Below are 23,030 nucleotides of genomic sequence, written 5' to 3'. Positions count from 1 at the left end.
TTGCACCGGAAGCACATAAAGAAATAAGAAAACTGTCTGACCCAGCTATATAGAGTCGCTATCCTTGCCGGAAGGCTCGGCTACAATAGCGGTCTTTGAAAGGCCACGGCCCGCGCTCGCCTATGAGTTCAAGCCTGCGCGTTCAAGCCTTTGCGTCAAACCATTGCGCTCGACACAAGTGGCCTAACCAGTTTCCCCATCGAAGACCGCCCGTTTTTCTGGAACCGAAATGACTCACGTTGTCACCGACTCCTGCATCCGTTGCCGCTATACCGACTGCGTTGATGTGTGTCCGGTCGATTGTTTCCGCGAAGGCCCGAACTTCCTGGCCATCGACCCCGACGAATGCATCGACTGCGCCGTGTGCGTGGCCGAGTGCCCGGTGAACGCGATTTACGCCGAGGAAGACGTGCCCGGCGATCAGCAGCACTTCATCGATCTGAATGCCGAGCTGTCCCGTAGCTGGCCGTCCATCACCAAGACCAAGGCCCCGCTGCCCGAGGCCGAGGAGTGGAAGGACGCCACCGACAAGCTGCAATACCTGCAGCGCTAAGACCAACCAACAAGCAATACGAAAGCCGTCCCCACGCGCTTTCCCGCAATGCCGGGCACCCGGTGCCCACAACGTATCAGGACGAATATGGACTTGAGCATTCCCAATCCCGTGGCCGACGCGACGCAGCAAGGCAACGGTGGCAACGCCGGCGGCCAGCCGCTGGAAATCGACGCGCTGATCGTGGGTGCCGGCCCCGTCGGTCTCTTCCAGGTCTTCGAGCTGGGCCTGCTCGAGATCAAGGCGCACGTGATCGACTCGCTCAAGGTGGTCGGCGGACAGTGCGTCGAACTCTACCCGGACAAGCCGATCTACGACATCCCCGCCGTGCCCATCTGCACGGGCCAGGAACTGACGGACAACCTGCTCAAGCAGATCGAGCCGTTCGAACCGACGTTCCACCTGGGCCAGGAAGTCACGATCGTCGAGCGCCGTGAAGACGGCCGCTTCTTCGTCGAGACCTCGCTCGGAACGCGCTTCCTGACCAAGACCATCTTTATCGCCGCAGGCGTGGGCTCGTTCCAGCCGCGTACCGTGAAGGTCGAGGGCATCGACAAGTTCGACGGCAAGCAGCTGTTCTACCGCGTGAAGGATCCGAGCCGCTTCCACGGCCGCAACCTCGTGATCGTCGGCGGCGGCGACTCCGCACTGGACTGGGCGCTGGACCTGCACGGCAAGGCCGAGTCGATCGTGCTGCTGCACCGTCGCGATGGCTTCCGCGCGGCACCCGCCTCGGTGGCCAAGATGAAGGAGCTGTGCGACCAGATGGAAATGCAGTTCCTGGTCGGCCAGATCAGCGGCTACGAAGAGAAGGACGGCGTGCTCACCGAGATCAAGGTGGCCGGTGCCGACGGCGTGACGCGCCGCCTGCCGCTCGACGATCTGCTCGTGTTCTTCGGCCTGTCGCCGAAGCTGGGCCCGATCGCCGAATGGGGCCTGGACCTCGAGCGCAAGCAGATCAAGGTGGATACCGAGAAGTTCCAGACGAACGTCCCGGGCATCTTCGCGGTGGGTGACATCAACACCTACCCGGGCAAGAAGAAGCTGATCCTGTCGGGCTTCCACGAGTGCGCGCTGGCAGCGTTCGGCGCCGCGCCGTACATCTTCCCCGAGAAGAAGATCCACATGCAGTACACGACGACTTCGCCGAAGCTGCACAAGATCCTCGGCGTCGATTCGCCGGTGTTCGACTGATCGTTTCCGGTCGCGAAAGAAAAAACCGCCTCCGGGCGGTTTTTTTCTGGCACAAACCAAAAAGCGTCGCTATAATGCGGCCTCGCTGTTGAGCAGGACAAACAGCGAACCAGAGTTTCAGCAGCGACTTCCGACATGCATTCACACGAAAGCAAAACGTCAAAAAGTTGTTGACGAAACGAAGAGAAGCTGGTTATAATCTCTTTCTCAGCTGTTCCCCGATAGCTCAGTCGGTAGAGCGCCGGACTGTTAATCCGTAGGTCCCTGGTTCGAGCCCAGGTCGGGGAGCCAACCGATAGAGAAGGAAGGCCGATGCGAAAGCATCGGCCTTTTTTCTTTGGTACACGCTTCGTTTGTGCGTGCTTCAAGAATCCTCGATATCGAGGAACACGGCATCGGGCGCGCCGCGCAGTCCTCCCAGCCCAATCCCCTGCACGAACACGAGATGCCGCCCGACCGGCAGGTCCGCGGTCTCCAGCGTGCCCGATACCTCGGCCGTCGCGCCCGATCGCCGATTCACGCGCAGCACGACAGGCACGGCACCCACGTCTCCCGGCATCGCACGCACCGCGGCGTGCCCCGCCACCGCGATCCGCGGCACCGTGCGCCTGACGGGCGGCTGACCGCGCAAGCCGCGATCGTATCGATACCGATCGCTGTCGAGCGTCGCGGAAACGGTCACGACCTCGCCCTGTCGCGCGCGCGACGCCGATAACCGGATCTGCGCCACATCGGGACCACGCGAGAGCGCCTGTGGCGCACCGAGCGTGCGGGCCGCGTAACGCAGTGCATCGAGAACCGGCGGCAGGCTGGTGCGCTGGAATTCGTAGCATGGCTCGTAGAACGACTTCGCCATCTCGATCACGAGCGACGGCACACCCAGTGTCGCGCGGAACATGGCCGCCGCATCGCCATCGACGGCATAGCCCAGACGCTGCACCGCGCGATAGCGCGTGAGCCAGGCCATGCGCTGCGCAAGCGCGGTCATCGCGCGCGCATCGTCATCGGGCCACAGGATCCATCCGCCAAAGCTGTGCAGATCGACGTAGAGGCCCGGGTAATCGGCCGGCGCGGGCCAGCCCGCGCGCAGGTCAGACCGCAGGTCAGACCGCAAGTCAGACATTATGCCGCCGCGATATCTGCCATCGCCGTCACGCACGCCGGCGATGTATCGCACGATGGCCTGCGTCTCAGGCTCCGACAGCGGTGCCGGACCGCGATAGGTCTCGTCGCACGGATCGCTCGCCGATGCCTGCGTGCTGCGACCCCAGCCGTGCGGGAAATTGCGATTGAGATCGACGCCGGAATCGATCGGGGAGGCGGAACAATGACCGTCCACGACATTGAGATTCTTGCGCCAGCCGCCGCCTCGCGAGAGAACGCCCTGCTCCGCCATGACACGGCCATCGGGATTCGCGTGGACGATGATGTGGAATTCGTGGCGATCGAGCAGCCATGTCGCGGTGGGATCCTCACCATAGCTTCGCAACAGCCATTCAGCGAACCGCATGGCGCCCTCGGACGATGCGAGCTCCCGCGCGTGCAATCCCGCCGTGATCACCATGCGCGGCCTGTCGCGGCGCGGCGGGCCCGCACGGTTGCCGAGCACGAGCGCCACGATGCCGTGCCGGCGCGCGCGCTCGACATGCACCGGCAGGACACGTGCCGGCAGGATGCGCCCCACCAGCTCGCGCAGGGACTGAATCTGGCGCTGGCTCCACGTCTGCCCGACCAGCGCCACGCGCGCTAGCTGCGGATAATGCCGTTCGAGCTCCGCCATATCCGTCTGGATGCGCGCCACGCCGCGATAGCAGGCCGCCACGGCATCGAAGGGGTTTGACGCGGCCAGCGCGGCCAGCGATACCCGCGGATGGCCCCAGGCCGCCACGGCGCCGATCAACACCTTGCACAGCATCCCTCGCCAGCCACCCTCGCGCATGACATCCCCCGCATCGCAGTCGTGTGCTGAAAGCTATACGCGGGGATATCCGGGGTCCATCGCCGCCTTCCGAAACTTCCGAAGGGACACCGCCGCACTTGGCGGCGCCGCCTGACCCGTTCAGGGCGCTTTCACTTGACGCCCGACCCGTAAACCTGTAAAAGCTTACCGGCGTATTACTTGCGCAATATCCAAGGAAACAGGTAGGCCCCGCCAAGTTTTTACCTACGTAGGAAAATTTGGCCAGAACACCCCGATCGCTCTCTTGCAGGTCCTCGGGGGGCACCGCGGCACTCGCCGTAGCGTGCATACCTCAGTCGCCCAAGGCTCCGGAGCCGGACTGCGACGACGTTTCCCCCCGTATGAACCGCCGCTGCCCGCGGCATTTCCTAAAGGACTGAGTTGACTAAGATCGTTCTGAAACCGGGTGAGCCCGTTGAAGTTGCAATGCGTCGTTTCCGTCGCGCCATTCTGCAGACTGGCCTGATCGTGGAACTGAAGAGCCGTACGGCCTACGAAAAGCCGACGACCGAGCGCAAGCGCAAGAAGAAGGCTGCTGAATCGCGCCTGCGCAAGCGTCTCCGCATGCAAATGCTGCCGAAGAAGCTGTACTGATTCGGATCAGCAAGTAAAAAAACCGCCAGCAAGCTGGCGGTTTTTTTTCGTCCCGGGTTTCTATCTCAGCTCTTGGCCGCGATCAGCGCACCGGCCCCGATCAGCGTGATGCCGCCGGCCCGCTGCACGTTCGACTGCGCACGGCGCGTGGTCAGCCGTGTGGCCAGCGATCGCGCCAGCAGCGCGTAGACCATCGCATTGGCGCTCGCCATCACGACGAAGGTCGGAATCAGCACGACGGCCTGTTGCCAGAACCCCAGATGCGGGTCCAGGAACTGCGGCACGAACGCCACGAAGAACACGATGCTCTTCGGGTTCAGCGCCGTGACCAGCCACGCCTTGGCAAAGCGCTGGCGGCCGCTGCCGGCCTGCGACGATACCTGCATGGCCTCCGCCCTGCCCGCCGATCGCAGCGCCTGTACGCCCAGATACACGAGATAGGCGGCGCCGGCCCATTTGAGCGCGGTGAACAGCGTGGCCGAGGCCGCGAGCACCGCGCCCAGCCCCGCCATCGACAGCGTGAACGCGGTGAGGTCTCCGGCGGCCACGCCGGCCACGGTGGCGAAGGCGCTGCGGCCGCGATGCGCGAGCGCATCGCCGATCACGAGCAGGATCGTCGGTCCCGGGATGATCAGGATCACGATGCTCGTCAGCACGAATGCGAGCCAGTGTTCGAACGACATCTTTCTGTCCCCTGCGTCGAAGGTTGTAGTCGCCACAGCGTAGTACAAAGCTCGCCCGCTGTCTGCATGTCCCCTGCCGATGTTATTGGTGCTGCATTGCGGCACGCGACGATCGGCATAATGGCGGGTATTGCATCCAACGAGGCCAGCCTTGACTGCCATCCTCCAACTGCGCAAGGTGCGCAAGCTCTACGGCGACACCGTCGTGGTCGACGACCTCGACCTCGAAGTCCAGCGTGGCCAGTGCTTCGGGCTGCTGGGACCCAATGGCGCCGGCAAGACCACCACGCTGCGCATGCTGCTGGGGCTCACCACGCCCGCCTCCGGCACGCTCACGCTGTGCGGCGAACCGATTCCGCAGCGCGCGCCGCAGGCACGCATGCGCGTGGGCGTGGTGCCGCAGTTCGACAACCTCGATCCCGATTTCTCGGTGATCGAGAACCTGCGCATCTTCGGCCGCTATTTCGGCCTGTCTTCCGCCGTGATCGAGGAGCGTGTACCGAAGCTGCTCGAGTTCGCGCGCCTCGAGAACCGGGCCAAGGCGCAGGTGCGCGATCTCTCCGGCGGCATGCGCCGGCGGCTGACGGTCGCGCGCGCGCTGATCAACGATCCCGATCTGCTCGTGATGGACGAGCCGACGACCGGCCTCGATCCGCAGGCGCGCCACCTGATCTGGGAACGCCTGAAGTCGCTGATCGCCGCGGGCAAGACCATTCTGCTCACCACGCACTTCATGGAGGAAGCGGAACGCCTGTGCGACCACCTGTGCGTGATCGACGGGGGCCGCAAGATCGCCGAGGGGAAGCCGCATGAGCTGATCGACAGCGAAATCGGCTGCGACGTCGTGGAGATCTATGGCGACGAGCTGGGGCCGATCCACGAAGTGGTCCGCCCCTTCGGCCAGCGCTGCGAGATGCGTGGCGAGACCCTGTACTGTTACGTGCGCGAGCCCGCGCCGCTGCTGGCCGCGCTCCATGGCCGCGCGGGCATCCGTTATCTGCACCGGCCCGCGAATCTCGAGGACGTATTCCTCAAGCTGACCGGCCGCGACATGAGAGATTGAGATGAGCGAACAGGACCCCCCCAATACCGGCGTGAACCGCGCGGGCACCGCCTCGATAGCGGGCGCCGCGGCCGTGCCCACGCACTACCCCCAGCCATTGCTGCCGCGCAATGCGCGCAACTGGATGATGGTCTGGTATCGCAACTTCATGGTGTGGAAGAAGCTCGCGATTCCCTCGATGATCGGCAATCTCGCCGACCCGATGATCTATCTGTTCGGGCTGGGGCTCGGGCTGGGACTGCTGGTCGGCCAGGTCAGCGGCGTGTCGTATATCGCGTTTCTCGCGGCGGGTACCACGGCGTCCAGCGTCATGATGTCGGCGAGCTTCGAGGCGATGTACTCGGCGTTCTCGCGCATGCACGTGCAGCGCACGTGGGAGGCCATCATGCATGCGCCGCTCACGCTCGGGGACGTCGTGCTGGGCGAGATCGTATGGGCGGCCAGCAAGGCCGTGCTGTCCGGCGTGGCCATCATGCTCGTGGCGGGCGCGCTCGGCTATGCGAAGATGCCTGGCGCGCTCATGGCGCTACCCGTGATCGTGCTCGCGGGCATCACGTTCGCGAGCCTCGCGATGATCGTGACGTCGCTGGCGCCGGGCTACGACTTCTTCATGTTCTACCAGACGCTCGTGATGACGCCGATGCTGCTGCTGTCCGGCGTGTTCTTCCCGCTCGAGCAGTTACCGGAAGGCGTGCGCACGGCCACGGCCTTCCTGCCGCTCTCGCATGCCGTGGCGCTGATCCGTCCGTTGATGCTGGGCACGCCGGTACAGCACGTGGGCCTGCATCTGGGCGTGCTGCTGGTCTATGCGGTGGTCGCGCTGGTGCTGGCGCTGGTGTTGCTGCGCCGGCGGATGCTGAAGTAAGCGAAAGACGGGAAAGAAGGAAGGGAGGCCCCTCTCCCCGCAGGGAGAGGGCAAAGCCTTTACTGACCGAGGCCGCGGAGCAGGTCCGCCTTCAGGTCCTCGACCGACTCCAGGCCCACCGACAGGCGGATCAGGCCTTCGCTGATGCCGGCGGCCGCCTTGGCCTCGGGCGTCACGCGCAGGTGGGTGGTCGTGTACGGATGCGTGATGGTCGTGCGCGTATCGCCGAGATTGCCCGTGATCGAGCACAGCTTCGTGCTGTCGATCACGCGCCATGCGTTGGCGCGCTGCTGCTCGGCCGTCGCGCCCTTCAGCTCGAACGACACGATCGCCCCGCCACCGCTTTGCTGGCGCCTGGCGGTCTCGTACTGCGGATGCGACTTCAGCGCGGGATGGAACACGCGTGCGACGGCCGGATGCGACTCCAGGAACTCGGCCAGCGCGAGCGCGTTCGACGAATGGCGTTCCATGCGGATGGCCAGCGTTTCCATGCCCTTGAGCATGACCCATGCGTTGAAGGCCGACAGCGTCGGACCCGCGGTGCGCACGAACGGAAACACCTTGCCCATGATGAACTCGCGCGTCCCGACGATCGCGCCGCCGAGCACACGGCCCTGCCCGTCGATATGCTTGGTCGCCGAATGCACGACGACGTCGGCACCGAACTTCAGCGGCTGCTGCAGCGCCGGCGAGCAGAAGCAGTTATCGACGACGAACAGCGCGCCCGCGTTGTGCGCGATATCGGCCACGGCGGCGATATCGGCCACCTCGGTCAGCGGGTTCGACGGCGTCTCGAGGAAGAACAGCTTCGTGTTGGGACGCACGGCCGCACGCCACGCCGACACATCGCCGCCATCGACGTAGGTCGTTTCCACGCCGAACTTGCCGAGCACCGTGTTGAACAGCGTCATCGTCGAACCGAAGATCGAGCGCGAGCTCACGATATGATCGCCCGACTGCAGCGTGGCCAGCGCCACGGACAGGATCGCGCTCATGCCGGAGGCCGTGGCCTGGCAGGCCTCGGCCCCTTCGAGCGCGGCCAGCCGCGCCTGGAACATCGACACGGTCGGGTTCGTGAAGCGCGAGTACGTGTACGCCTCTTCCGAGTTGGCAAAGCGCTCGGCGGCTTCCGCGGCGTTGGCGAAGCAGAAGCTGGAGGTCAGGTACATCGCCTCCGAGTGCTCCTGGAACTCGCTGCGCAGGGTGCCGGCGCGCACGCCCAGCGTGTCGATGCCGAGGGCATTGGGATCGAACGGTTCGCTCATCTTGTGGTTATGGTCTTCGATTACTCGTTGGTGCCCGAACGCTGCAGATGCAGTTGCGAACGCTCCGTGTCGCCGCTGGCGCTGGTGCCGTCGCGATCGGCCTGGCTACGCGCGGTCTCGAGGCGCTCGAGGTAGGCTTCGTCGATATCGCCGGTGATGTACTTGCCATCGAAGCACGACGCATCGAAGTCGCGCAGCGCCGGGTTGATGTCGCGCACGGCCTGCTTCATCGCTTCCACGTCCTGGTACACGAGCTTGTCGGCGCCGATCATCTGCGCGACTTCCTCGTCGGTACGGCCGTGGGCCACGAGCTCGCTGCGCGTCGGCATGTCGATGCCGTACACGTTCGGGAACTTCACGGGCGGCGCGGCCGAAGCGAAGATCACCTTGTTGGCGCCGGCATCGCGGGCCATCTGGACGATCTCGAACGACGTGGTGCCACGCACGATCGAGTCATCGACGATCAGCACGTTCTTGCCCTTGAACTCCACGCCCATCGCGTTGAGCTTCTGGCGCACCGACTTCTTGCGCACGGCCTGGCCCGGCATGATGAACGTGCGGCCGACGTAGCGGTTCTTGAAGAAGCCTTCGCGATAATCCACGCCGAGGCTGTTCGCCACCTGCATGGCGGCCGGACGGCTCGAATCGGGAATCGGCATCACCACGTCGATATCGCCACCCGAGATTTCCTTGCGGATCTTCTCGGCCAGGTAGTCGCCCATGCGCAGGCGCGCGTCGTAGACGGGCACGCCATCGAGGCACGAGTCCGGACGCGCCAGATACACGTATTCGAAAATGCAGGGCGTGAGCACCGGATTGTCGGCGCACTGCTTGTTGTAGAGCTTGCCGTCGAGGTCGATGAAGATCGCTTCGCCCGGCGCCACGTCGCGCTCCATCGTGTAGCCGATGCCCTCGAGCGCCACCGATTCCGACGCGACCATGTATTCCTTGCCCGTCGGTGTATCGATGCTGCCCAGGCACAGCGGACGGATGCCGAACGGATCGCGCACGGCAAGCATGCCGTAGCCCGCGATCTGCGCGGTGATCGCGTACGCGCCCTTGACGCGGCGGTGCATGCCGGCCACGGCGCGGAAGATCACTTCCGGGTCGAGCGAATTGCCGTTGCTCGCGCGCTGGAGTTCGTCGGCCAGCACGTTCAGCAGCACTTCCGAATCGGAATGCGTGTTGATGTGGCGACGGTCGCGGCGGAACATTTCCTCGCGCAGTTGACGCCAGTTGGTCAGGTTGCCGTTGTGCGCCAGCATGATGCCGTACGGCGCATTGACGTAGAACGGCTGGGCCTCTTCCTCGCTGGAGGCGGAACCCGCGGTCGGATAACGTACCTGGCCGATACCGGCCGCGCCGGGCAGGCCGCGCATGTTGCGGGTACGGAAGACATCGCGCACGAGACCGTTGGCCTTGTGCATGTGGAAGGTGCTGCCGTTGGCGGTGGCGATGCCGGCTGCATCTTGCCCGCGATGTTGCAACAGCAGCAGGCTGTCATAGATCAACTGATTGACAGGCGAAGTGGACACCACGCCGACGATACCGCACATGCCAAGCTCCCAACGGAATGCAAAATTGCAAAGAATTCAGGGGGCGCGGCCCGCCCTGAGAGCGAACCCGCGTTGTTCGGAAACCCGCTTGTGGCACGGTTCCCATAAATCGATGTTCAGGTCCTCACGTACCTGGCCAGCTCCGGCGGCAGCCACTGCCGCGCGGCCTCGATGGCCTGGGTCACGTAAGGCCGGGAAACCGCGTCTCGCCAGAACGGTTCCTCGGGCAATTTCGTCAGGCTCGCGACCGTGACGATCACCATGATCAGCAACGCGCCGCGCGCCAGCCCGAAGATCAGGCCCAGCCCGCGATCCGCGGGCTTCAGGCCCGTGGTCTCCAGCAGCTGGCCGAGCACGGTGCCCGCGAGCGCCGCACCGATCCAGACCGCGAGAAACACCACCACGTAGCCCAGCGCCGTGCGCGTCAGCTGGCCGCCCGGCAGCGACTCGGGCATCCAGGCCGCGACCGTCGCGCCGAAGTGATACGCCACCACGAGCGCCACCACCCAGCCCACCAGCGCCAGCAGCTCCCGCACCAGTCCGCGGAGGATGCCGATCAATGCCGACGCCACCAGAATGAAGGCAACGCCGTAGTCAAAAAAAGTCAGTGCCATGCCTGTCATGGGCGCTACCGCGCGTTCCTCGAAGATGGGGCCGATCGGACAGCCTGCAATGGCCGCTTACTGTTCCACCAGCTTCGATGTCAGGCCAATGGCCCGGACGCGCTTCTCGGCCGCCTCGGCCGCTTCGCGATCGCTGAACGGGCCCGCACGCAACAGGTTGCGCTCGCCATCGGCAAGCGTCTTCTTTTCCACATAGGCCGGCACCTTGCTCTCCTTGAGCTTGGCCAGCCAGTTCTTCGCGCGTTCCTCGGAGGCGAACGCGCCGATCAGAATCAGGTACTTGCCGCTGCCGGTGGCCTTGTCGCCGACCTTGTCCGCGGGCTTGTCGGCAGGTTTGGCGGCGGGCTTGTCGGCAACCTTCACCTCGGCCGGCTTCGCCTCGGCGGGCCTGGCCGCGGCCGCAGCGTTGCCGCCCGTTGTGTTCACGATTTCCTCGCCGGCATCGAGCGCGGCATCGTTGCGCGAGGACGCAGCGGGGGCCGGCGGCAGCGGATCCGCCTTGCGCGGCTCGACCTTGGGCTTCTGCCCCTGCGCCGCCCCGTTCGCCACCTTCACCGCGATGTCTTCCGACACCGGGCGCGGCTTGTGTTCGAAGATGATGGGCAGAACGATGATGGCCACGGCCAGCAGCACCACGGCACCGATCAGGCGACGGCGCGCGCGCTGCTTCTGCGGGAAGTCGGGATCGAGGGTGTCGTCGGCGTACTCGCTCGACGCACTGGCGCGGCCACGCGAGGGAGGAGCGGAATCCGTGCGCGAGCGCCGCCCCCGCTCGGGATTGACGTCTCTTCCCGTCGATTGTCTCGTCGAATCTTTGCCCTTGCGGGACGAGAACAGCGAAAGCAGGCCCATGGATGCCTAGAAAAATGGTTCGAGGTCGATCAGCGTTGATCAGCGTTGATCAATTTGCCTGCGTGGCGCGGTATGCGAGCACGCCTGCAACCGTGTAGAACGATCCGAAGACCAGAATTCTATCATTCTCGGTCGCTCTGCCGATGGCGTCCCGATACGCCAGTTCGGGACTCGCAAAACACGCGGCCGAATTATCCGGTCCCGCCTCGAATCCGCTGGCCTCGAGTTTCTCCAGCAGTTCGGCCGCGCTGGCCGCGCGTTCGCTGGGCAGATCGCACAGGCACCAGTGGTCGATCTTGTCGCCGACGTGCTGCAGCACGCCTGCAATGTCCTTGTCGTGCATCGCGCCGAACACCGCATAGGTGTAGCGGAAAAACCCCATATTCTCGAGGTTCTGGCCCAGCGTCGCCGCCGCATGCGGATTATGAGCCACATCGAGAATCACGGTCGGGCGCCCCGCCATGACCTGGAATCGGCCTGGCAGTTCGACGAAGGCCAGCCCGTTGCGCACTTCCTGCGCGCTCACCGGCAGGCGCGGGCGCATGGCCTGCAACGCCGCCAGCGCGGCCGAGGCATTGAGCAGCTGGTTGGCCCCGCGCAGCGCGGGATAGCCAAGCCCGTTGAGCTTGCGGTCGCGGCCGCTCCAGTCCCACTGCTGGCGCTCCTGGCCCTTGGCGGCCTGATGCTGGAAATCGCGGCCGACGAGCCACAGGTCGGCGCCGATTTCCTCGGCATGCGCGATCAGCGATTGCGGCGGCATCGGATCGCCGCAGATCGCGGGCACATGCGGACGGAAGATGCCGGCCTTCTCGAAGCCGATCTTCTCGCGCGTGTCGCCGAGGTACTGCGTGTGGTCGATATCGACGCTCGTGATCACCGCGCAGTCGGTATCGATCACGTTGACGGCATCCAGACGGCCGCCGAGCCCCACTTCCAGCACCATCGCATCGAGGCCCGCCTGCGCGAACATGTGGATGATCGCGAGCGTCGTGAATTCGAAGTACGTCAGGCTGACCGGATCGGCGAAGCTCGTGCGCGCGCGCTCCACGGCCTCGAAGTGCGGCAGCAACTGCGCGTCGGTCGCGAACTCGCCATTGATGCGCGCGCGTTCGTTGAACGAGATCAGGTGCGGCGACGTATGGCAGCCCACCTTGTAGCCGGCCTCGAGCAGGATGCGCTCGAGCATCGCGCAGGTCGAGCCCTTGCCGTTGGTGCCGCCCACCGTGAATACCACGGCGTCGATGCGCAGGCCGAGCGCTTCCTTGACGCGCGTGATGCGCGTCAGGCCCATGTCGATGCCGACAGGGTGCGCGGTTTCCAGATGGGTCAGCCAGTCGGGAAGATTGTGGAAGATGGGCATTTCAGCGGGGCGGCGGAGGATCGTACTAGCGTTGGACCTGCGGGAGCGCAAACAGTGCGGGGCAACTGCGCGCTCCAAATGAAAAACGGCGCGTCAACCGCCCGCGCCGTTCCGTATTGCGGCGGCGGCCGTATCAGGCCACCGCGTCAGCCGGCTGCTTCTGCAGCAGCGCGAGCAGTTGCGCGATTTCCGCGCGCAGCTTGCGGCGATCGACGATCATGTCGATCGCGCCCTTCTGCAGCAAGAACTCGGCGCGCTGGAAGCCTTCCGGCAGCTTCTCGCGCACGGTCTGTTCGATCACGCGCGGGCCGGCAAAGCCGATCAGCGCCTTCGGTTCGGCGATCACGACGTCACCCAGGAACGCGAAGCTCGCCGACACGCCACCCATGGTCGGGTCGGTCAGCACGCTGATGAACGGCAGCTTGGCGTTCGACAGCTGGTTCAGCATGGCCGTGGTCTTGGCCATCTGCATCAGCGACAGCAGGCTTTCCTGCATGCGCGCGCCGCCCGTGGCGGTAATGCAGATGAACGGCACCTTCTGCTCGAGCGCCGCCTGTGCGCCGCGCGCGAAGCGCTCGCCCACCACGGAGCCCATGGAGCCGCCCATGAATTCGAACTCGAAGCACGACACGACCACCGGGATCGTATGGATCGCGCCGCCGAGCACGACCATCGCGTCGGTCTCGCCGGTTTCGTCCATGGCCGCCTTGATGCGGTCCGGATACTTCTTGGTGTCCTTGAACTTCAGCGCGTCGACCGGCACGATTTCCTGGCCGATCTCGTAGCGGCCCTCGGCATCCAGCAGCGCGTCCAGACGCTCGCGCGCGCGGATACGCATATGGTGATCGCACTTCGGGCAGACGTGCAGATTGGCCTCGACGTCGGTCCGGTACAGGACCGATTCGCACGCCGGGCACTTGACCCACAGCCCTTCCGGAATGCCCTTGCGGGTGGAGGGGTCGGTCTGTTGAATCTTGGGAGGCAGGAGTTTATCCAACCAGCTCATGAAAGCTCCTTACGGAATTCAGGCCGCGAATTTACCACGGCGGGGGGTTCCCCGCCGCAGCCAGCCCTGGTATTTCGCGGTTTTTGAGACTTTTAAAGCACAATTACCGATCGAGTGCCGTACGGATCTCGGCGATAAATGCGCGCAGCGCCTCCACGGCCTGCTCGCGCGGCGTGTCTTCCAGCAGCTGCACGATCCGGCTGCCGATCACGACCGCATCGGCCAGCTCGCCGATCGCGCGCGCGCTCTGCGCGTCGCGAATCCCGAAGCCCACGCCCACCGGCAGGTTCGCATGACGCTTGATCAGCGGAATGCGCTGCGCCACGCTGTCCAGGTCCAGCGCGGCCGAACCGGTCACGCCACGCAGGGACACGTAGTAAAGATAGCCGCTGGCCACGCGCGCCACGGCTTCGATGCGCGCATCGGTGCTCGTCGGCGCCAGCAGGAAGATCGGGTCCATGTCGTTGGCGCGCATCAGCGCGGCAAACGCCTCGCACTCCTCGGGCGGATAGTCGACGATCAGCACGCCATCGACGCCGGCCGCCTTCGCATCGGCCGCGAAGCGCTCGATGCCCATGCGCTCCACGGGGTTCGCATAGCCCATCAGCACCACGGGCGTCTCGTTGTCGGTCTTGCGGAATTCGGCGACCCACTCGAGCACGTGCACGAGCGTGACGCCCTGCGCGAGCGCGCGCTCGGACGCGCGCTGGATCACGGGGCCATCGGCCATCGGATCGGAAAACGGCACGCCGAGCTCGATCACGTCGGCGCCACCGGCCACCAGCGCGTGCATGAGTTCGACGGTCAGCGCCGGCGCGGGATCGCCCGCCGTGATGAACGGTACCAGGCCCTTCTTGTTCTGCGCGGTCAGTGCCGCGAACGCTTTCTGGATGCGGGACATGGGGTCCTCAACTCCTCAGATTAGGGTGCCGCTCGCAGACGCAACGTCGTCGTTGGCCGCGTCGGTGGTATTGGATGCTTCGGCCTGTGCGGCGTCATCCCCTGCTTCGGCCGCGGGAGCGAGCGCGGGCTGCGTCGCGGCCACGCGCTGGCGCGCCACGTCGATATACGTGGCGTTGATCTCGAAGCCGACGAAGCGCCGGCCGTGGCGCAGACATGCGACGGCCGTGGTGCCGCTGCCCGAGAACGGATCGAGCACGATGCCGCCCGGCGGGCAGCTGGCCAGCACCATGCGCTCGACGATTTCGAGCGGCTTCTGCGTGGGATGATCGGCACGCTCCGGATCCTGGCGATGGATCCGGGGCACGCTCCACAGGTCTTTCGGGTTGTAGCCGACCTCGAGCCACTTCTTGCCCTCGAACCGCGGGCGGCTGCGCGCCTTCTTCGTCTCGGCATCGTACGGAATGCGCACGGGGTCGAGGTCGAAGTAGTAGTCGCGCTGGCGGGCGAAGAAGCCGATGTTGTCGTGCACCGAGGAGTACTTGCGCGTGGTGCCGCCCATGCTCGGCACGCGGCGGTCCCAGATGATCTCGTTGATCATCGTCATGCGCTGCTTCAGCATGACGAACAGCTCCGGGGAGTATTGCCACGTGCAGAACAGGTACAGCGAGCCGCGCGGCGCGATCTTCGGAATCAGCGCGTCCATCCAGCGCACGGACCAGTCGAGATAGGCCTGCCCCGAGAGCAGGTCCGAATCGTTGCCGTAGTCCTTGCCGAGCCCGTAAGGCGGGTCGGCGACCACGAGATCGATCGAGCCGTCCGGAATGCGGGCGAGCCCCTCGAGCATGTCTTCCTGGTACAGGCGCAGATTGGGCGTGTCGAGCACGTCAGCGGTCGGGTCGGCAGCTTGCATCAGAATTTGATCCCGGCGCGTTCGGCCACGGTGTGCATGTCCTTGTCGCCACGGCCCGAGAGATTCACGAGCAGCAGCTTGTCCTTGGGCAGCGTCGGCGCGAGCTTGCACGCGTACGCGATGGCATGGCTCGACTCGAGCGCCGGGATGATGCCTTCGATGCGGCAGCAGTCGTGGAACGCCTTGAGCGCTTCATCGTCCGTGATGGTCACGTACTGCGCGCGCTGGCTGTCCTTGAGCCAGGCGTGCTCGGGGCCGACGCCCGGGTAGTCGAGGCCGGCGGACACCGAATGCGTCTCGATGATCTGGCCGTTCGCATCCTGCAGCAGGTACGTGCGGTTGCCGTGCAGCACGCCGGGCACGCCGGCCGTGAGCGATGCCGCGTGACGGCCCGTCTCGATACCGTCGCCGGCCGGCTCCACGCCAATCAGCTGCACGTCCTTGTGGTCGATGTACGGATAGAAGATGCCCATCGCGTTGGAGCCCCCGCCCACGCACGCGATCACCGCGTCCGGCTGGCGGCCCGTCAGTTCGGGCATCTGCACCTTGGCTTCCTCGCCGATCACGCACTGGAAGTCGCGCACGAGCATCGGATACGGGTGCGGACCCGCCACGGTACCGATGATGTAGAACGTGCTCTCGACGTTGGTCACCCAGTCGCGCATCGCTTCGTTGAGCGCGTCCTTGAGCGTGCGCGAGCCGCTTTCCACGGGCACGACGGTCGCGCCCAGCAGCTTCATGCGGTACACGTTGGCGGCCTGGCGCTTGACGTCCTCGGAGCCCATGTAGACCACGCATTCCATGCCAAAGCGCGCGGCGATGGTCGCCGCGGCCACGCCGTGCTGGCCGGCGCCGGTCTCGGCGATCACGCGCTTCTTGCCCATGCGGCGCGCAAGCAGCGCCTGGCCGATCACGTTGTTGATCTTGTGCGCGCCGGTGTGGTTCAGGTCCTCGCGCTTGAGGTAGATCTGCGCGCCGCCGAGCGTCTCGCTCCAGCGCTGCGCGTGATAGATCGGCGACGGGCGGCCGACAAAGTGCTTGAGCTCCCGGCGGAATTCGGCGTCGAACTCCGGATCCTTCTGGTAATGCGCATAGGCCTGGCGCAGCTCGTCGAGCGCGTGCATCAGGGTCTCGGAAACGAAAACACCGCCATAGGGGCCAAAGTGGCCGCGGGAATCGGGCAAATCGTACATGTCCAGTCTCTTCAGAGAGGGTCCCGGCGCGATGGCGCGGGGACGTAATGCCGGAGGGGCCGTAGGCGGGGAGCGGACGGCGGCGTGGCTGGGGAGCCGTCCTGCTTAACCCGCCTCGGCGGATCGGACCGCGCGCACGAACGCGGCAATACGGGCGGCATCCTTGACGCCCTTGGCTGCCTCCACGCCGCTGCTGACATCGACGGCGTAGGGGCGCACGCGTGCGACCGCCTCAGTGACGTTTTGCGCGTTCAACCCACCACTCAAAACGATGCGAGGAGCGTCGCTTGCGGTCGGGCTGCCTGTCGTTGCAGGCACTGTAGGTGCTGGCGGGAGCCATCGAGGGGGAATCAGGGTCCAGTCGAAGACGTGGCCACCGCCGCCATACCCTTCCACGAAGGCATCGAGCAGCAGGCCGGCGGCGTCGGCATATTGATGGCCGAATTCTACCAAATCGAGGCCCGGCCGAACACGGGCGGCGCGCATGAACGGCAGCCGGCAGCGGCGCGCGATCTCCGTGCATTGCTGTGGCGTCTCGTCCCCATGGAACTGGAGCAGCGTCAGCGGCACACGCTCGGCCACATGGGCGACCTCCTCGGCATCGGCGTTGACGAACAGGCCGACCACCGAGACGAACGGCGGCACGCGCTCGGCCAATGCGGCGGCGCGCGCCACATCGACATGCCGCGGGCTGCCCGGGTAGAACACGAGGCCGATGGCGTCGGCGCCGGCATCCACGGCGGCGGCAACGTCCTGCTCGCGCGTGAGGCCGCAGATCTTGATGCGCGTGCGGTGGGGCATCGTCACCGGCGGGGTGGAGGTTGGGCTATCTGGCGCCGTCATCGGCAAATACTCCGTGAAACAGGCTCGCGGACGTATCCGCGGCCGGAAGGGCATAAGGCTCAGGATACTTCACGTCGACCAGATACAGCCCATCCGGCATGAAGGTCGGCGCGCCACGCCGGCGGTCGCGCGCGGCCAGCAGCTCGGCCATCCACGCAGCCGGATAGCGGCCCCGCCCTACCGCGACGAGCCCGCCCATCAGGTTGCGGACCATATGGTGGAGGAACGCGCTGGCGCGAAAGCGCAGGAAGAGCCAGTTGCCGTCCTCGGCGAGCGTCACGTCGTACATCGTCTTGACGGGCGATTTCGCCTGGCACTCGGCCGCGCGGAACGACGAGAAATCGTGCTCGCCGACCAGGCACGCCGCGGCCTCGCGCATCGCCTCGACGTCGAGCCGCCGGCCCGGCGGCAGCATCAGGTAGCCGGCACGGCCGTGCACCATCGGCACGCGATGCGGGCCCGTGTACAGCGCGTAGTAATACATGCGCTCGTAGGCCAGGAAGCGCGCGTGAAAACCGTCATCGACGGGCTGCGCCCACTGCAGCGCGATCGACGGCGGCAGAAACGCATTGACGCCCCGCACCCACGAGAACGGCTCGCGCGACAGTTCGGTATCGAGGTGGATGACCTGCCCCAGCGCATGCACGCCGGTATCCGTACGGCCCGCGACGGTCGTCGCCAGACGCACGCCCGCGAAACGCTCGATCGCGTCTTCGAGGTGATCCTGCACGGTATTGCGGTGCGGCTGGGACTGCCAGCCCGAAAAGGCGGCTCCGTCGTAATGGAGGCCGATGGCGATGCGATTCATGGGGGTCAAAAGAAAATGCGCCGGAAGGAACGCTTCCGGCGCATCGTTCGCGAACCGCAATGATAGCGCAGCGCGGGACCGCTCAGCGCAGCACGATCCGGCTCAGGTCAGGCGACCTCGCGCAGCAGCGTGCGGGCCTCGGCCTGCAGCGGGTCCTGCGACTGGTCCACGACTTCCTGCAGCAGTTCGCGGGCCCCTTCCTTGTCGCCGATCTCGATATAGGCGCGCGCCAGATCGAGCTTGATCTGCATGTCGCGGCCGCCATCGATGCCCACCGCGGACAGCGTGCTCGGTGCCACGCCGTTGGTGTGCTCGCTGCGGTGCTCGGAGGTCACGCGCGACAGGTCGATCGGCTCCACGAGCTTGCCGTCCTGCAGCATCGTCGGCGCGGGCAGCGGTACCGTCGCTTCGTCGAGCTGCGGCACGCGCTGCGGTGCCGGCGCGTCCTCGCGGACGGTGTCCTGACTCAGCGAACCGCCCGCGGCGCCAAGGTCCGCGTTCAGGTCGAGCGAAAGGCCCGACATGTCGAACTCCAGCGGACGCGAGCGCGTCGGGGTGTCCAGCGCAGGGGCATCGAACGAGGCCACCTCGGCCGGGCGGCCGGCGTCCGACTCGGGCAGGTCGAGGCCGTCGTCGAAACGCTCGTCCAGAACATCCACCGATCGTGCCGCCGGTTCGGTCGCGTTCAGTTCACCACCGAACACGAGCGAGGCCGACTGCGGCGCCACGATGGGCTCCCCCGCGGCGGGCGCCGGAAAGCCGTCCAGCGGCAGGGCGATATCGCCGAGCGTCGGCACTGCCGCCGGCTGCTGCTGCAGGTTCATCGCCGGATCCTGCGTGCGCCACTGATCGGCGGCAGGCGTCTTCGTGTCCTGATCCCCGGCCGCATCGGGCGCGACCGTCAAATACAACGCATTGCTCGGATCGAGCTTGCGGCCCATCTCCACGGCCTGTTGCCAGTCCGCGCCTTGTCCGCCCGTCTGGGCAAACATTTCTTCTGCGATCACTCGGAAACCTTCCACATCCTGACGAGTGCTGTAAATCTCCATGAGTTTCAGGCGAATGGCCTGGCGCTCAGGGTTCTGCTGAAGCGCTTCGCGCAGGATCTCCTCTGCCTGCACGTCGCGCCCGTAGGCGATATAGACCTCGGCCTCGGCGATCGGATCCACCTCGGTCGCTTCGGGCGAGTTGCTGCCGATCCGGAAGTCCGCGCCGAACACGCTGTGCTGCGACGTGTCCACGCTCTGGCCGCCGGCCGCGCCGAACAGCGAATGGCCACCGGCCATCACCGTGCTTTCCTGCGAGAGGATGCTGTCGCCAAAGCCGTGGCCTTCGCTGGCCTTCTGCTTCTGGCGGCGGCGGTAGATCGCATAGCCGCCCAGCAGCGCGATGAGCAGGCCGGCCCCCGGCAGCAGCATCGGGTTCTCGAGCAGATCGTCGAGGAACGACTTCTCGGGCGGCAGCGGTGCCGGCGGACGCACCGCCGGCTTCGCCGGCGTGGCGGTGGCGGCAGCGGCGCCGGGGCTCGACGCCGCGGCGGTGGCCTGCGGTGCCGAAGCAGCGGCAGCCGTCACGGCCGGCGCTGCGGCATCGGATGCCGCAGCGGCGCCGGTGCCCGGGGTGGTCGTTGCGGTAGTGGTTGTGCCCGCAACCGGTGCGGCCGGGGCAGCCGGCGTTGTCGCGGTATCGGCCTTGGCCGGTGCCGCCGGCACCACGGTCGGCGCGGGCGCCGGTGCAGCGTTGGTGGCCGTGCTGGCAGCGCCGGCGGTGGCTGCGGCGGCAGCCGTCGCGGCGGCAGCAGACGACTTGGCCGCGTCATTGGCCTGCGCGAGCTTCGAGATCTCCGCGTTCTTCAGCTCCATCAGGCGCTGCATGTCGGTGACGTTCTTCTCGAGCTGCGCGAGCTTCGACTCGGCTTCCTTGAGCTTGCGCTCGTTGGCGACATTGGCTTCGGCCTGGGCATTCGCCTTGGCCTGTGCGCCCTGCTCGCCCTTGCTGAGCTTGAGTTCGTCGCGCGGGCCGGCGGCCGGTGCGGCCTGTTCCTGCACGCGTGCCGTCACGGCACCCGATTGCTCGCGGCCCGTGCCGCTCTCGACGGACTTGGCTGCAGCCGCGGCGGCCAGGCGCGCGCGGTAGCTGTCGAAGCCCTGCGTGCGAGCGACCACTTCGCGGCGCGCTTCACGGGGGCTCACGGACTGCGCCTGCTCGGTCGTCGGGACCTTGAGGACCGCGCCGGACTTGATGCGGTTGATATTGCCGCCGATGAACGCGTTCGGATTGTTCCGATACAGCGCGAGCAGCATCTGGTCGAGCGAGACGGACTCCGCACCCTGGGTCGCTTCGCCGGCGATGGACGACAGCGTGTCGCCACGCTGCACGGTGTAGCTGCCGGCGACGGCGGCCTCGGTGGCGGGAGGCGCGGCCGGTGCGGGCTGCTGCGCGCGGCGCTGCGGGCGCTGGCGCGGCTGTGCGGGTTCGGCACCCGGATTGGCGCCGGCACCGGCGATCGGCGCGGCCGACGGCGTCGGGGCGGCCAGCGGTGCGGGCGCGGCATTGTTCTCGGCGGGCGAAGCGTCCGGCGTCGCCGCCTGCACGACCGTGGTCGGCGCGAACGACTGCGGCGAAGGCTTGCTGCCGGCCGGATCGAGCAGGAACGTGTACGCGCGCGTCACCTTGCCGCTCGACCAGGCCATATCGACGAGGATATCGACGAACGGCTCGCTGATCGGCTGGTTGGAGCGCACGTAGGCGACGTAGCTGCCGTTCGGACGGCGCTCGACGTTGACGCGCACGCTGCCGACGGCCGGCAGGTACGTGAGTCCCGCACGCGCATAGGCGGCCGGGGACGCGAGCTTGACGACGAGGCTCTCGGCCTCTTCCGGCGCGACGCCACTGATATCGATTTCAGCCTGAAGCGGTTGCCCCAGGCTCGACTGTACCCGTAGTTGTCCAAACCCTGCGGCATACGCGGCCGGCTGTACAAGCAGCAGACCGAGAGCCGTCACGGCCAGCGTTGACCAGCGCTGACGGACAGTAGGCGCATCTTTCCGGCGATGTAGGTTCACACTCACCTCGTGCTCCGTTTGTTTTCTAATGAACAGAATTGACCCGACCCCAAAAACAGGCGCGCCCGATCGAGGGTGACCTCCCCCCTCGGCATGGGCTTATGCCGGCTGTATTGTGACGCAACCCTGCGAAAAAAACGCGCCGGAACGTAACAACGCCGCGCGGGGGCGCGGCGTTGCGAGGAAAGTGACCCATTTTGTTGCCTGGCCGCAACGCCGATGCTCGCGTTGCAGCCGGGCAGCCGGAACGGTCAGGCTTCGATCAGAATGCGCAGCATACGACGCAGCGGTTCGGCCGCGCCCCACAGCAGCTGATCGCCCACGGTGAACGCGGACAGGTACTCGCCCCCCATCTGCATCTTGCGCAGACGGCCCACCGGAATGGTCAGCGTGCCGGTCACGGCAGCGGGCGTGAGGTCGGTCATGCTGGCCTCGCGCGTATTGGGCACGACCTTCGCCCACTGGTTGTTCGCGGCGAGCATGCCTTCGATCTCGTCGATCGGCACATCCTTGCGCAGCTTGATAGTGAGCGCTTGCGAATGGCAACGCATCGCACCGATCCGCACGCACAGGCCGTCTACGGCGATCGGGGCCGCGCCGGTGGCGCCCACGAAGCCTTCGCCACGGCCGAGAATCTTGTTGGTCTCGGCGCCGCCCTTCCACTCTTCGCGCGACACGCCGTTGCCCAGGTCCTTGTCGATCCAGGGAATCAGGTTGCCGGCCAGCGGCACGCCGAATTGCTTGGTCTCGTCCGCGGACAGGCCATGCTGGGTCGCCAGGATCTGGCGGTCGATCTCGAGGATCGCCGAAGCCGGGTCGTCGAGCAGCGGCTTGACCGCGGCGTTGAGCGTGCCGAACTGGGTCAGCAGTTCGCGCATGTGCTGCGCGCCGCCACCCGAGGCCGCCTGGTACGTCATGGAGGTCATCCACTCGATGAGGTCGTGCTGGAACAGGCCGCCGAGGCCCATCATCATGCAGCTCACCGTGCAGTTGCCGCCGATGAAATTCTTTACGCCCTTGCCCAGCGCATCCTTGATCACGCCGAGGTTGACCGGATCGAGCACGATGATCGCATCGTCCTTCATGCGCAGCGACGAGGCCGCGTCGATCCAGTAGCCGTTCCAGCCGGCCGCGCGCAGGCGCGGGAAGACGTCGTTGGTGTAGTCGCCGCCCTGGGCGGTCAGCACCACGTCGCACTTCTTCAGCGCCTCGATGTCGTTGGCATCCTTGAGCGTGGTTTCATTCTTCGCCATCGCCGGCGCCTTGCCGCCAGCGTTGGACGTGCTGAAGAAAATGGGCTCGATATGGTCGAAATCGCGCTCTTCCTGCATGCGTTGCATCAGGACGCTGCCAACCATTCCCCGCCAACCGACGAGACCTACAATCATGACAAACCTCGGATGTGATGTGAACTTCCCCGCCATTTTCCTCGCCCGGCGTGGCTGCGCGGGGAAGACGGGCAGGCACGACGAACGATCTAGGGGATCGTTTTGGTAATGGTTTTAATCGTCGTTGCGGTAACCGCGGGGCCATGCGACTCCACGCCGCCCGAATCAGGGGTGACGATATCACGCGTGGTGATAGCAGCGATGGAGAGTGCAGTCTGGATAGACTGGGAGATGACCATGCGGGGGAGTCTACACGATATTTTGCGGCGATGCCGCACGGAAATACGACGGCGCGGGGCCGGGGGGCCCCCCCGGCGGATTCGACAGAAGACGCGGGGGGGTCGGG

Annotated in this window: 20 protein-coding genes and 1 tRNA gene; 6 read left to right on the top strand and 15 right to left on the bottom strand. The window is 66.1% G+C overall.

The features are described 5' to 3' along the window. The first annotated feature begins 229 nt into the window (after positions 1-229). The 3 genes from fdxA to AAHB16_RS21810 all read left to right on the top strand — a co-directional run bounded on the left by fdxA (position 230) and on the right by AAHB16_RS21810 (position 2,038). Positions 230-553, top strand: a complete 324-nt coding sequence (gene fdxA / locus AAHB16_RS21820; RefSeq protein WP_150371130.1) for a ferredoxin FdxA — start codon at positions 230-232, stop codon at positions 551-553. Between the two features lie 87 nt (positions 554-640). Beyond that, positions 641-1,747 carry an NAD(P)/FAD-dependent oxidoreductase gene (locus tag AAHB16_RS21815; protein ID WP_150371129.1) on the top strand — a complete coding sequence of 369 codons (1,107 nt, stop codon included), beginning with the start codon at positions 641-643 and terminating at the stop codon, positions 1,745-1,747. A 215-nt stretch (positions 1,748-1,962) separates the two neighbouring features. Further along, positions 1,963-2,038: transfer RNA gene (locus tag AAHB16_RS21810), tRNA-Asn, on the top strand. Positions 2,039-2,111: 73 nt separating this feature from the next. On the opposite strand, the gene AAHB16_RS21805 is transcribed toward AAHB16_RS21810, so the two are convergent. Continuing rightward, positions 2,112-3,686 carry a M14 family zinc carboxypeptidase gene (locus AAHB16_RS21805; RefSeq protein ID WP_342051947.1) on the bottom strand — a complete coding sequence of 525 codons (1,575 nt, stop codon included), beginning with the start codon at positions 3,684-3,686 and terminating at the stop codon, positions 2,112-2,114. 402 nt (positions 3,687-4,088) lie between these two features. Here AAHB16_RS21805 and rpsU point away from each other — a divergent pair, with 402 nt between their 5' ends. Then, positions 4,089-4,301 (top strand): 30S ribosomal protein S21, encoded by a 213-nt coding sequence (gene rpsU, locus AAHB16_RS21800; RefSeq protein WP_029044331.1) that lies wholly within the window; start codon positions 4,089-4,091, stop codon positions 4,299-4,301. 65 nt (positions 4,302-4,366) lie between these two features. Here rpsU and AAHB16_RS21795 read toward each other — a convergent pair whose 3' ends face one another. After that, entirely contained in the window at positions 4,367-4,984 is a 618-nt protein-coding gene (locus AAHB16_RS21795) for a LysE family translocator (protein WP_150371127.1), read from the bottom strand. A gap of 151 nt (positions 4,985-5,135) precedes the next feature. Here AAHB16_RS21795 and nodI point away from each other — a divergent pair, with 151 nt between their 5' ends. Both nodI and AAHB16_RS21785 read left to right on the top strand, forming a co-directional pair. Next, complete coding sequence (gene nodI / locus AAHB16_RS21790) at positions 5,136-6,047, top strand: nodulation factor ABC transporter ATP-binding protein NodI (RefSeq protein WP_342051946.1); 912 nt, start codon at positions 5,136-5,138, stop codon at positions 6,045-6,047. Between the two features lies 1 nt (position 6,048). Then, positions 6,049-6,912, top strand: coding sequence for an ABC transporter permease (locus tag AAHB16_RS21785; protein WP_150371125.1), 864 nt, complete (start codon positions 6,049-6,051; stop codon positions 6,910-6,912). A 59-nt stretch (positions 6,913-6,971) separates the two neighbouring features. On the opposite strand, the gene AAHB16_RS21780 is transcribed toward AAHB16_RS21785, so the two are convergent. The 13 genes from AAHB16_RS21780 to asd form a co-directional block, all read right to left on the bottom strand. Further along, positions 6,972-8,177 carry an O-succinylhomoserine sulfhydrylase gene (locus AAHB16_RS21780; RefSeq protein WP_342051945.1) on the bottom strand — a complete coding sequence of 402 codons (1,206 nt, stop codon included), beginning with the start codon at positions 8,175-8,177 and terminating at the stop codon, positions 6,972-6,974. Positions 8,178-8,197: 20 nt separating this feature from the next. Next, complete coding sequence (purF, locus tag AAHB16_RS21775) at positions 8,198-9,733, bottom strand: amidophosphoribosyltransferase (protein ID WP_150371123.1); 1,536 nt, start codon at positions 9,731-9,733, stop codon at positions 8,198-8,200. 116 nt (positions 9,734-9,849) lie between these two features. Continuing rightward, the gene (locus AAHB16_RS21770; protein WP_342051944.1) at positions 9,850-10,347 is read right to left on the bottom strand and encodes a CvpA family protein; all 498 of its coding nucleotides are present in this window, start codon (positions 10,345-10,347) and stop codon (positions 9,850-9,852) included. 66 nt (positions 10,348-10,413) lie between these two features. Continuing rightward, on the bottom strand, positions 10,414-11,208 hold the full coding sequence (locus AAHB16_RS21765) for an SPOR domain-containing protein (protein ID WP_150371121.1): 795 nt from the start codon (positions 11,206-11,208) through the stop codon (positions 10,414-10,416). A 49-nt stretch (positions 11,209-11,257) separates the two neighbouring features. After that, positions 11,258-12,568 (bottom strand): bifunctional tetrahydrofolate synthase/dihydrofolate synthase, encoded by a 1,311-nt coding sequence (folC, locus tag AAHB16_RS21760; RefSeq protein WP_150371120.1) that lies wholly within the window; start codon positions 12,566-12,568, stop codon positions 11,258-11,260. A gap of 133 nt (positions 12,569-12,701) precedes the next feature. Further along, positions 12,702-13,574, bottom strand: a complete 873-nt coding sequence (gene accD / locus AAHB16_RS21755) for an acetyl-CoA carboxylase, carboxyltransferase subunit beta (protein WP_150371119.1) — start codon at positions 13,572-13,574, stop codon at positions 12,702-12,704. Positions 13,575-13,677: 103 nt separating this feature from the next. Next, positions 13,678-14,475 (bottom strand): tryptophan synthase subunit alpha, encoded by a 798-nt coding sequence (gene trpA, locus AAHB16_RS21750; RefSeq protein ID WP_342051943.1) that lies wholly within the window; start codon positions 14,473-14,475, stop codon positions 13,678-13,680. A 15-nt stretch (positions 14,476-14,490) separates the two neighbouring features. Next, complete coding sequence (locus AAHB16_RS21745) at positions 14,491-15,387, bottom strand: DNA-methyltransferase (RefSeq protein WP_150371117.1); 897 nt, start codon at positions 15,385-15,387, stop codon at positions 14,491-14,493. Continuing rightward, positions 15,387-16,580 (bottom strand): tryptophan synthase subunit beta, encoded by a 1,194-nt coding sequence (trpB, locus tag AAHB16_RS21740; RefSeq protein WP_150371116.1) that lies wholly within the window; start codon positions 16,578-16,580, stop codon positions 15,387-15,389. The genes AAHB16_RS21745 and trpB overlap by 1 nt, the downstream gene beginning before the upstream one ends. A gap of 105 nt (positions 16,581-16,685) precedes the next feature. Continuing rightward, positions 16,686-17,423 (bottom strand): phosphoribosylanthranilate isomerase, encoded by a 738-nt coding sequence (locus AAHB16_RS21735; protein ID WP_342051942.1) that lies wholly within the window; start codon positions 17,421-17,423, stop codon positions 16,686-16,688. Continuing rightward, on the bottom strand, positions 17,407-18,231 hold the full coding sequence (gene truA / locus AAHB16_RS21730) for a tRNA pseudouridine(38-40) synthase TruA (RefSeq protein WP_342051941.1): 825 nt from the start codon (positions 18,229-18,231) through the stop codon (positions 17,407-17,409). The genes AAHB16_RS21735 and truA overlap by 17 nt, the downstream gene beginning before the upstream one ends. A 107-nt stretch (positions 18,232-18,338) precedes the next feature. Continuing rightward, positions 18,339-21,302, bottom strand: coding sequence for a FimV/HubP family polar landmark protein (locus AAHB16_RS21725; protein ID WP_342051940.1), 2,964 nt, complete (start codon positions 21,300-21,302; stop codon positions 18,339-18,341). A 245-nt stretch (positions 21,303-21,547) separates the two neighbouring features. Beyond that, positions 21,548-22,684 (bottom strand): aspartate-semialdehyde dehydrogenase, encoded by a 1,137-nt coding sequence (gene asd / locus AAHB16_RS21720; RefSeq protein WP_150371112.1) that lies wholly within the window; start codon positions 22,682-22,684, stop codon positions 21,548-21,550. Positions 22,685-23,030 lie beyond the last annotated feature (346 nt).

This window comes from Cupriavidus sp. OTU4054, assembly GCF_038440175.1.
Lineage (GTDB): Bacteria > Pseudomonadota > Gammaproteobacteria > Burkholderiales > Burkholderiaceae > Cupriavidus > Cupriavidus pauculus_D.
Note: the sequence above shows the minus strand (reverse complement) of the source record. Positions and strands in the feature narration are given on the sequence as shown.

What these genes read in the sequence shown, in the direction of transcription:
- trpB (WP_150371116.1), bottom strand. Translation starts at nt 16,580, where the DNA reads ATGTACGATTTGCCCGATTCCCGCGGCCACTTTGGCCCCTATGGCGGT.
- truA (WP_342051941.1), bottom strand. Translation starts at nt 18,231, where the DNA reads ATGAATCGCATCGCCATCGGCCTCCATTACGACGGAGCCGCCTTTTCG.
- purF (WP_150371123.1), bottom strand. Translation starts at nt 9,733, where the DNA reads ATGTGCGGTATCGTCGGCGTGGTGTCCACTTCGCCTGTCAATCAGTTG.
- AAHB16_RS21785 (WP_150371125.1), top strand. Translation starts at nt 6,049, where the DNA reads ATGAGCGAACAGGACCCCCCCAATACCGGCGTGAACCGCGCGGGCACC.
- trpA (WP_342051943.1), bottom strand. Translation starts at nt 14,475, where the DNA reads ATGTCCCGCATCCAGAAAGCGTTCGCGGCACTGACCGCGCAGAACAAG.
- asd (WP_150371112.1), bottom strand. Translation starts at nt 22,684, where the DNA reads ATGATTGTAGGTCTCGTCGGTTGGCGGGGAATGGTTGGCAGCGTCCTG.
- folC (WP_150371120.1), bottom strand. Translation starts at nt 12,568, where the DNA reads ATGCCCATCTTCCACAATCTTCCCGACTGGCTGACCCATCTGGAAACC.
- fdxA (WP_150371130.1), top strand. Translation starts at nt 230, where the DNA reads ATGACTCACGTTGTCACCGACTCCTGCATCCGTTGCCGCTATACCGAC.
- AAHB16_RS21780 (WP_342051945.1), bottom strand. Translation starts at nt 8,177, where the DNA reads ATGAGCGAACCGTTCGATCCCAATGCCCTCGGCATCGACACGCTGGGC.
- accD (WP_150371119.1), bottom strand. Translation starts at nt 13,574, where the DNA reads ATGAGCTGGTTGGATAAACTCCTGCCTCCCAAGATTCAACAGACCGAC.
- AAHB16_RS21735 (WP_342051942.1), bottom strand. Translation starts at nt 17,423, where the DNA reads ATGACGGCGCCAGATAGCCCAACCTCCACCCCGCCGGTGACGATGCCC.
- AAHB16_RS21815 (WP_150371129.1), top strand. Translation starts at nt 641, where the DNA reads ATGGACTTGAGCATTCCCAATCCCGTGGCCGACGCGACGCAGCAAGGC.
- AAHB16_RS21765 (WP_150371121.1), bottom strand. Translation starts at nt 11,208, where the DNA reads ATGGGCCTGCTTTCGCTGTTCTCGTCCCGCAAGGGCAAAGATTCGACG.
- AAHB16_RS21805 (WP_342051947.1), bottom strand. Translation starts at nt 3,686, where the DNA reads ATGCGCGAGGGTGGCTGGCGAGGGATGCTGTGCAAGGTGTTGATCGGC.
- AAHB16_RS21770 (WP_342051944.1), bottom strand. Translation starts at nt 10,347, where the DNA reads ATGGCACTGACTTTTTTTGACTACGGCGTTGCCTTCATTCTGGTGGCG.
- AAHB16_RS21795 (WP_150371127.1), bottom strand. Translation starts at nt 4,984, where the DNA reads ATGTCGTTCGAACACTGGCTCGCATTCGTGCTGACGAGCATCGTGATC.
- AAHB16_RS21745 (WP_150371117.1), bottom strand. Translation starts at nt 15,387, where the DNA reads ATGCAAGCTGCCGACCCGACCGCTGACGTGCTCGACACGCCCAATCTG.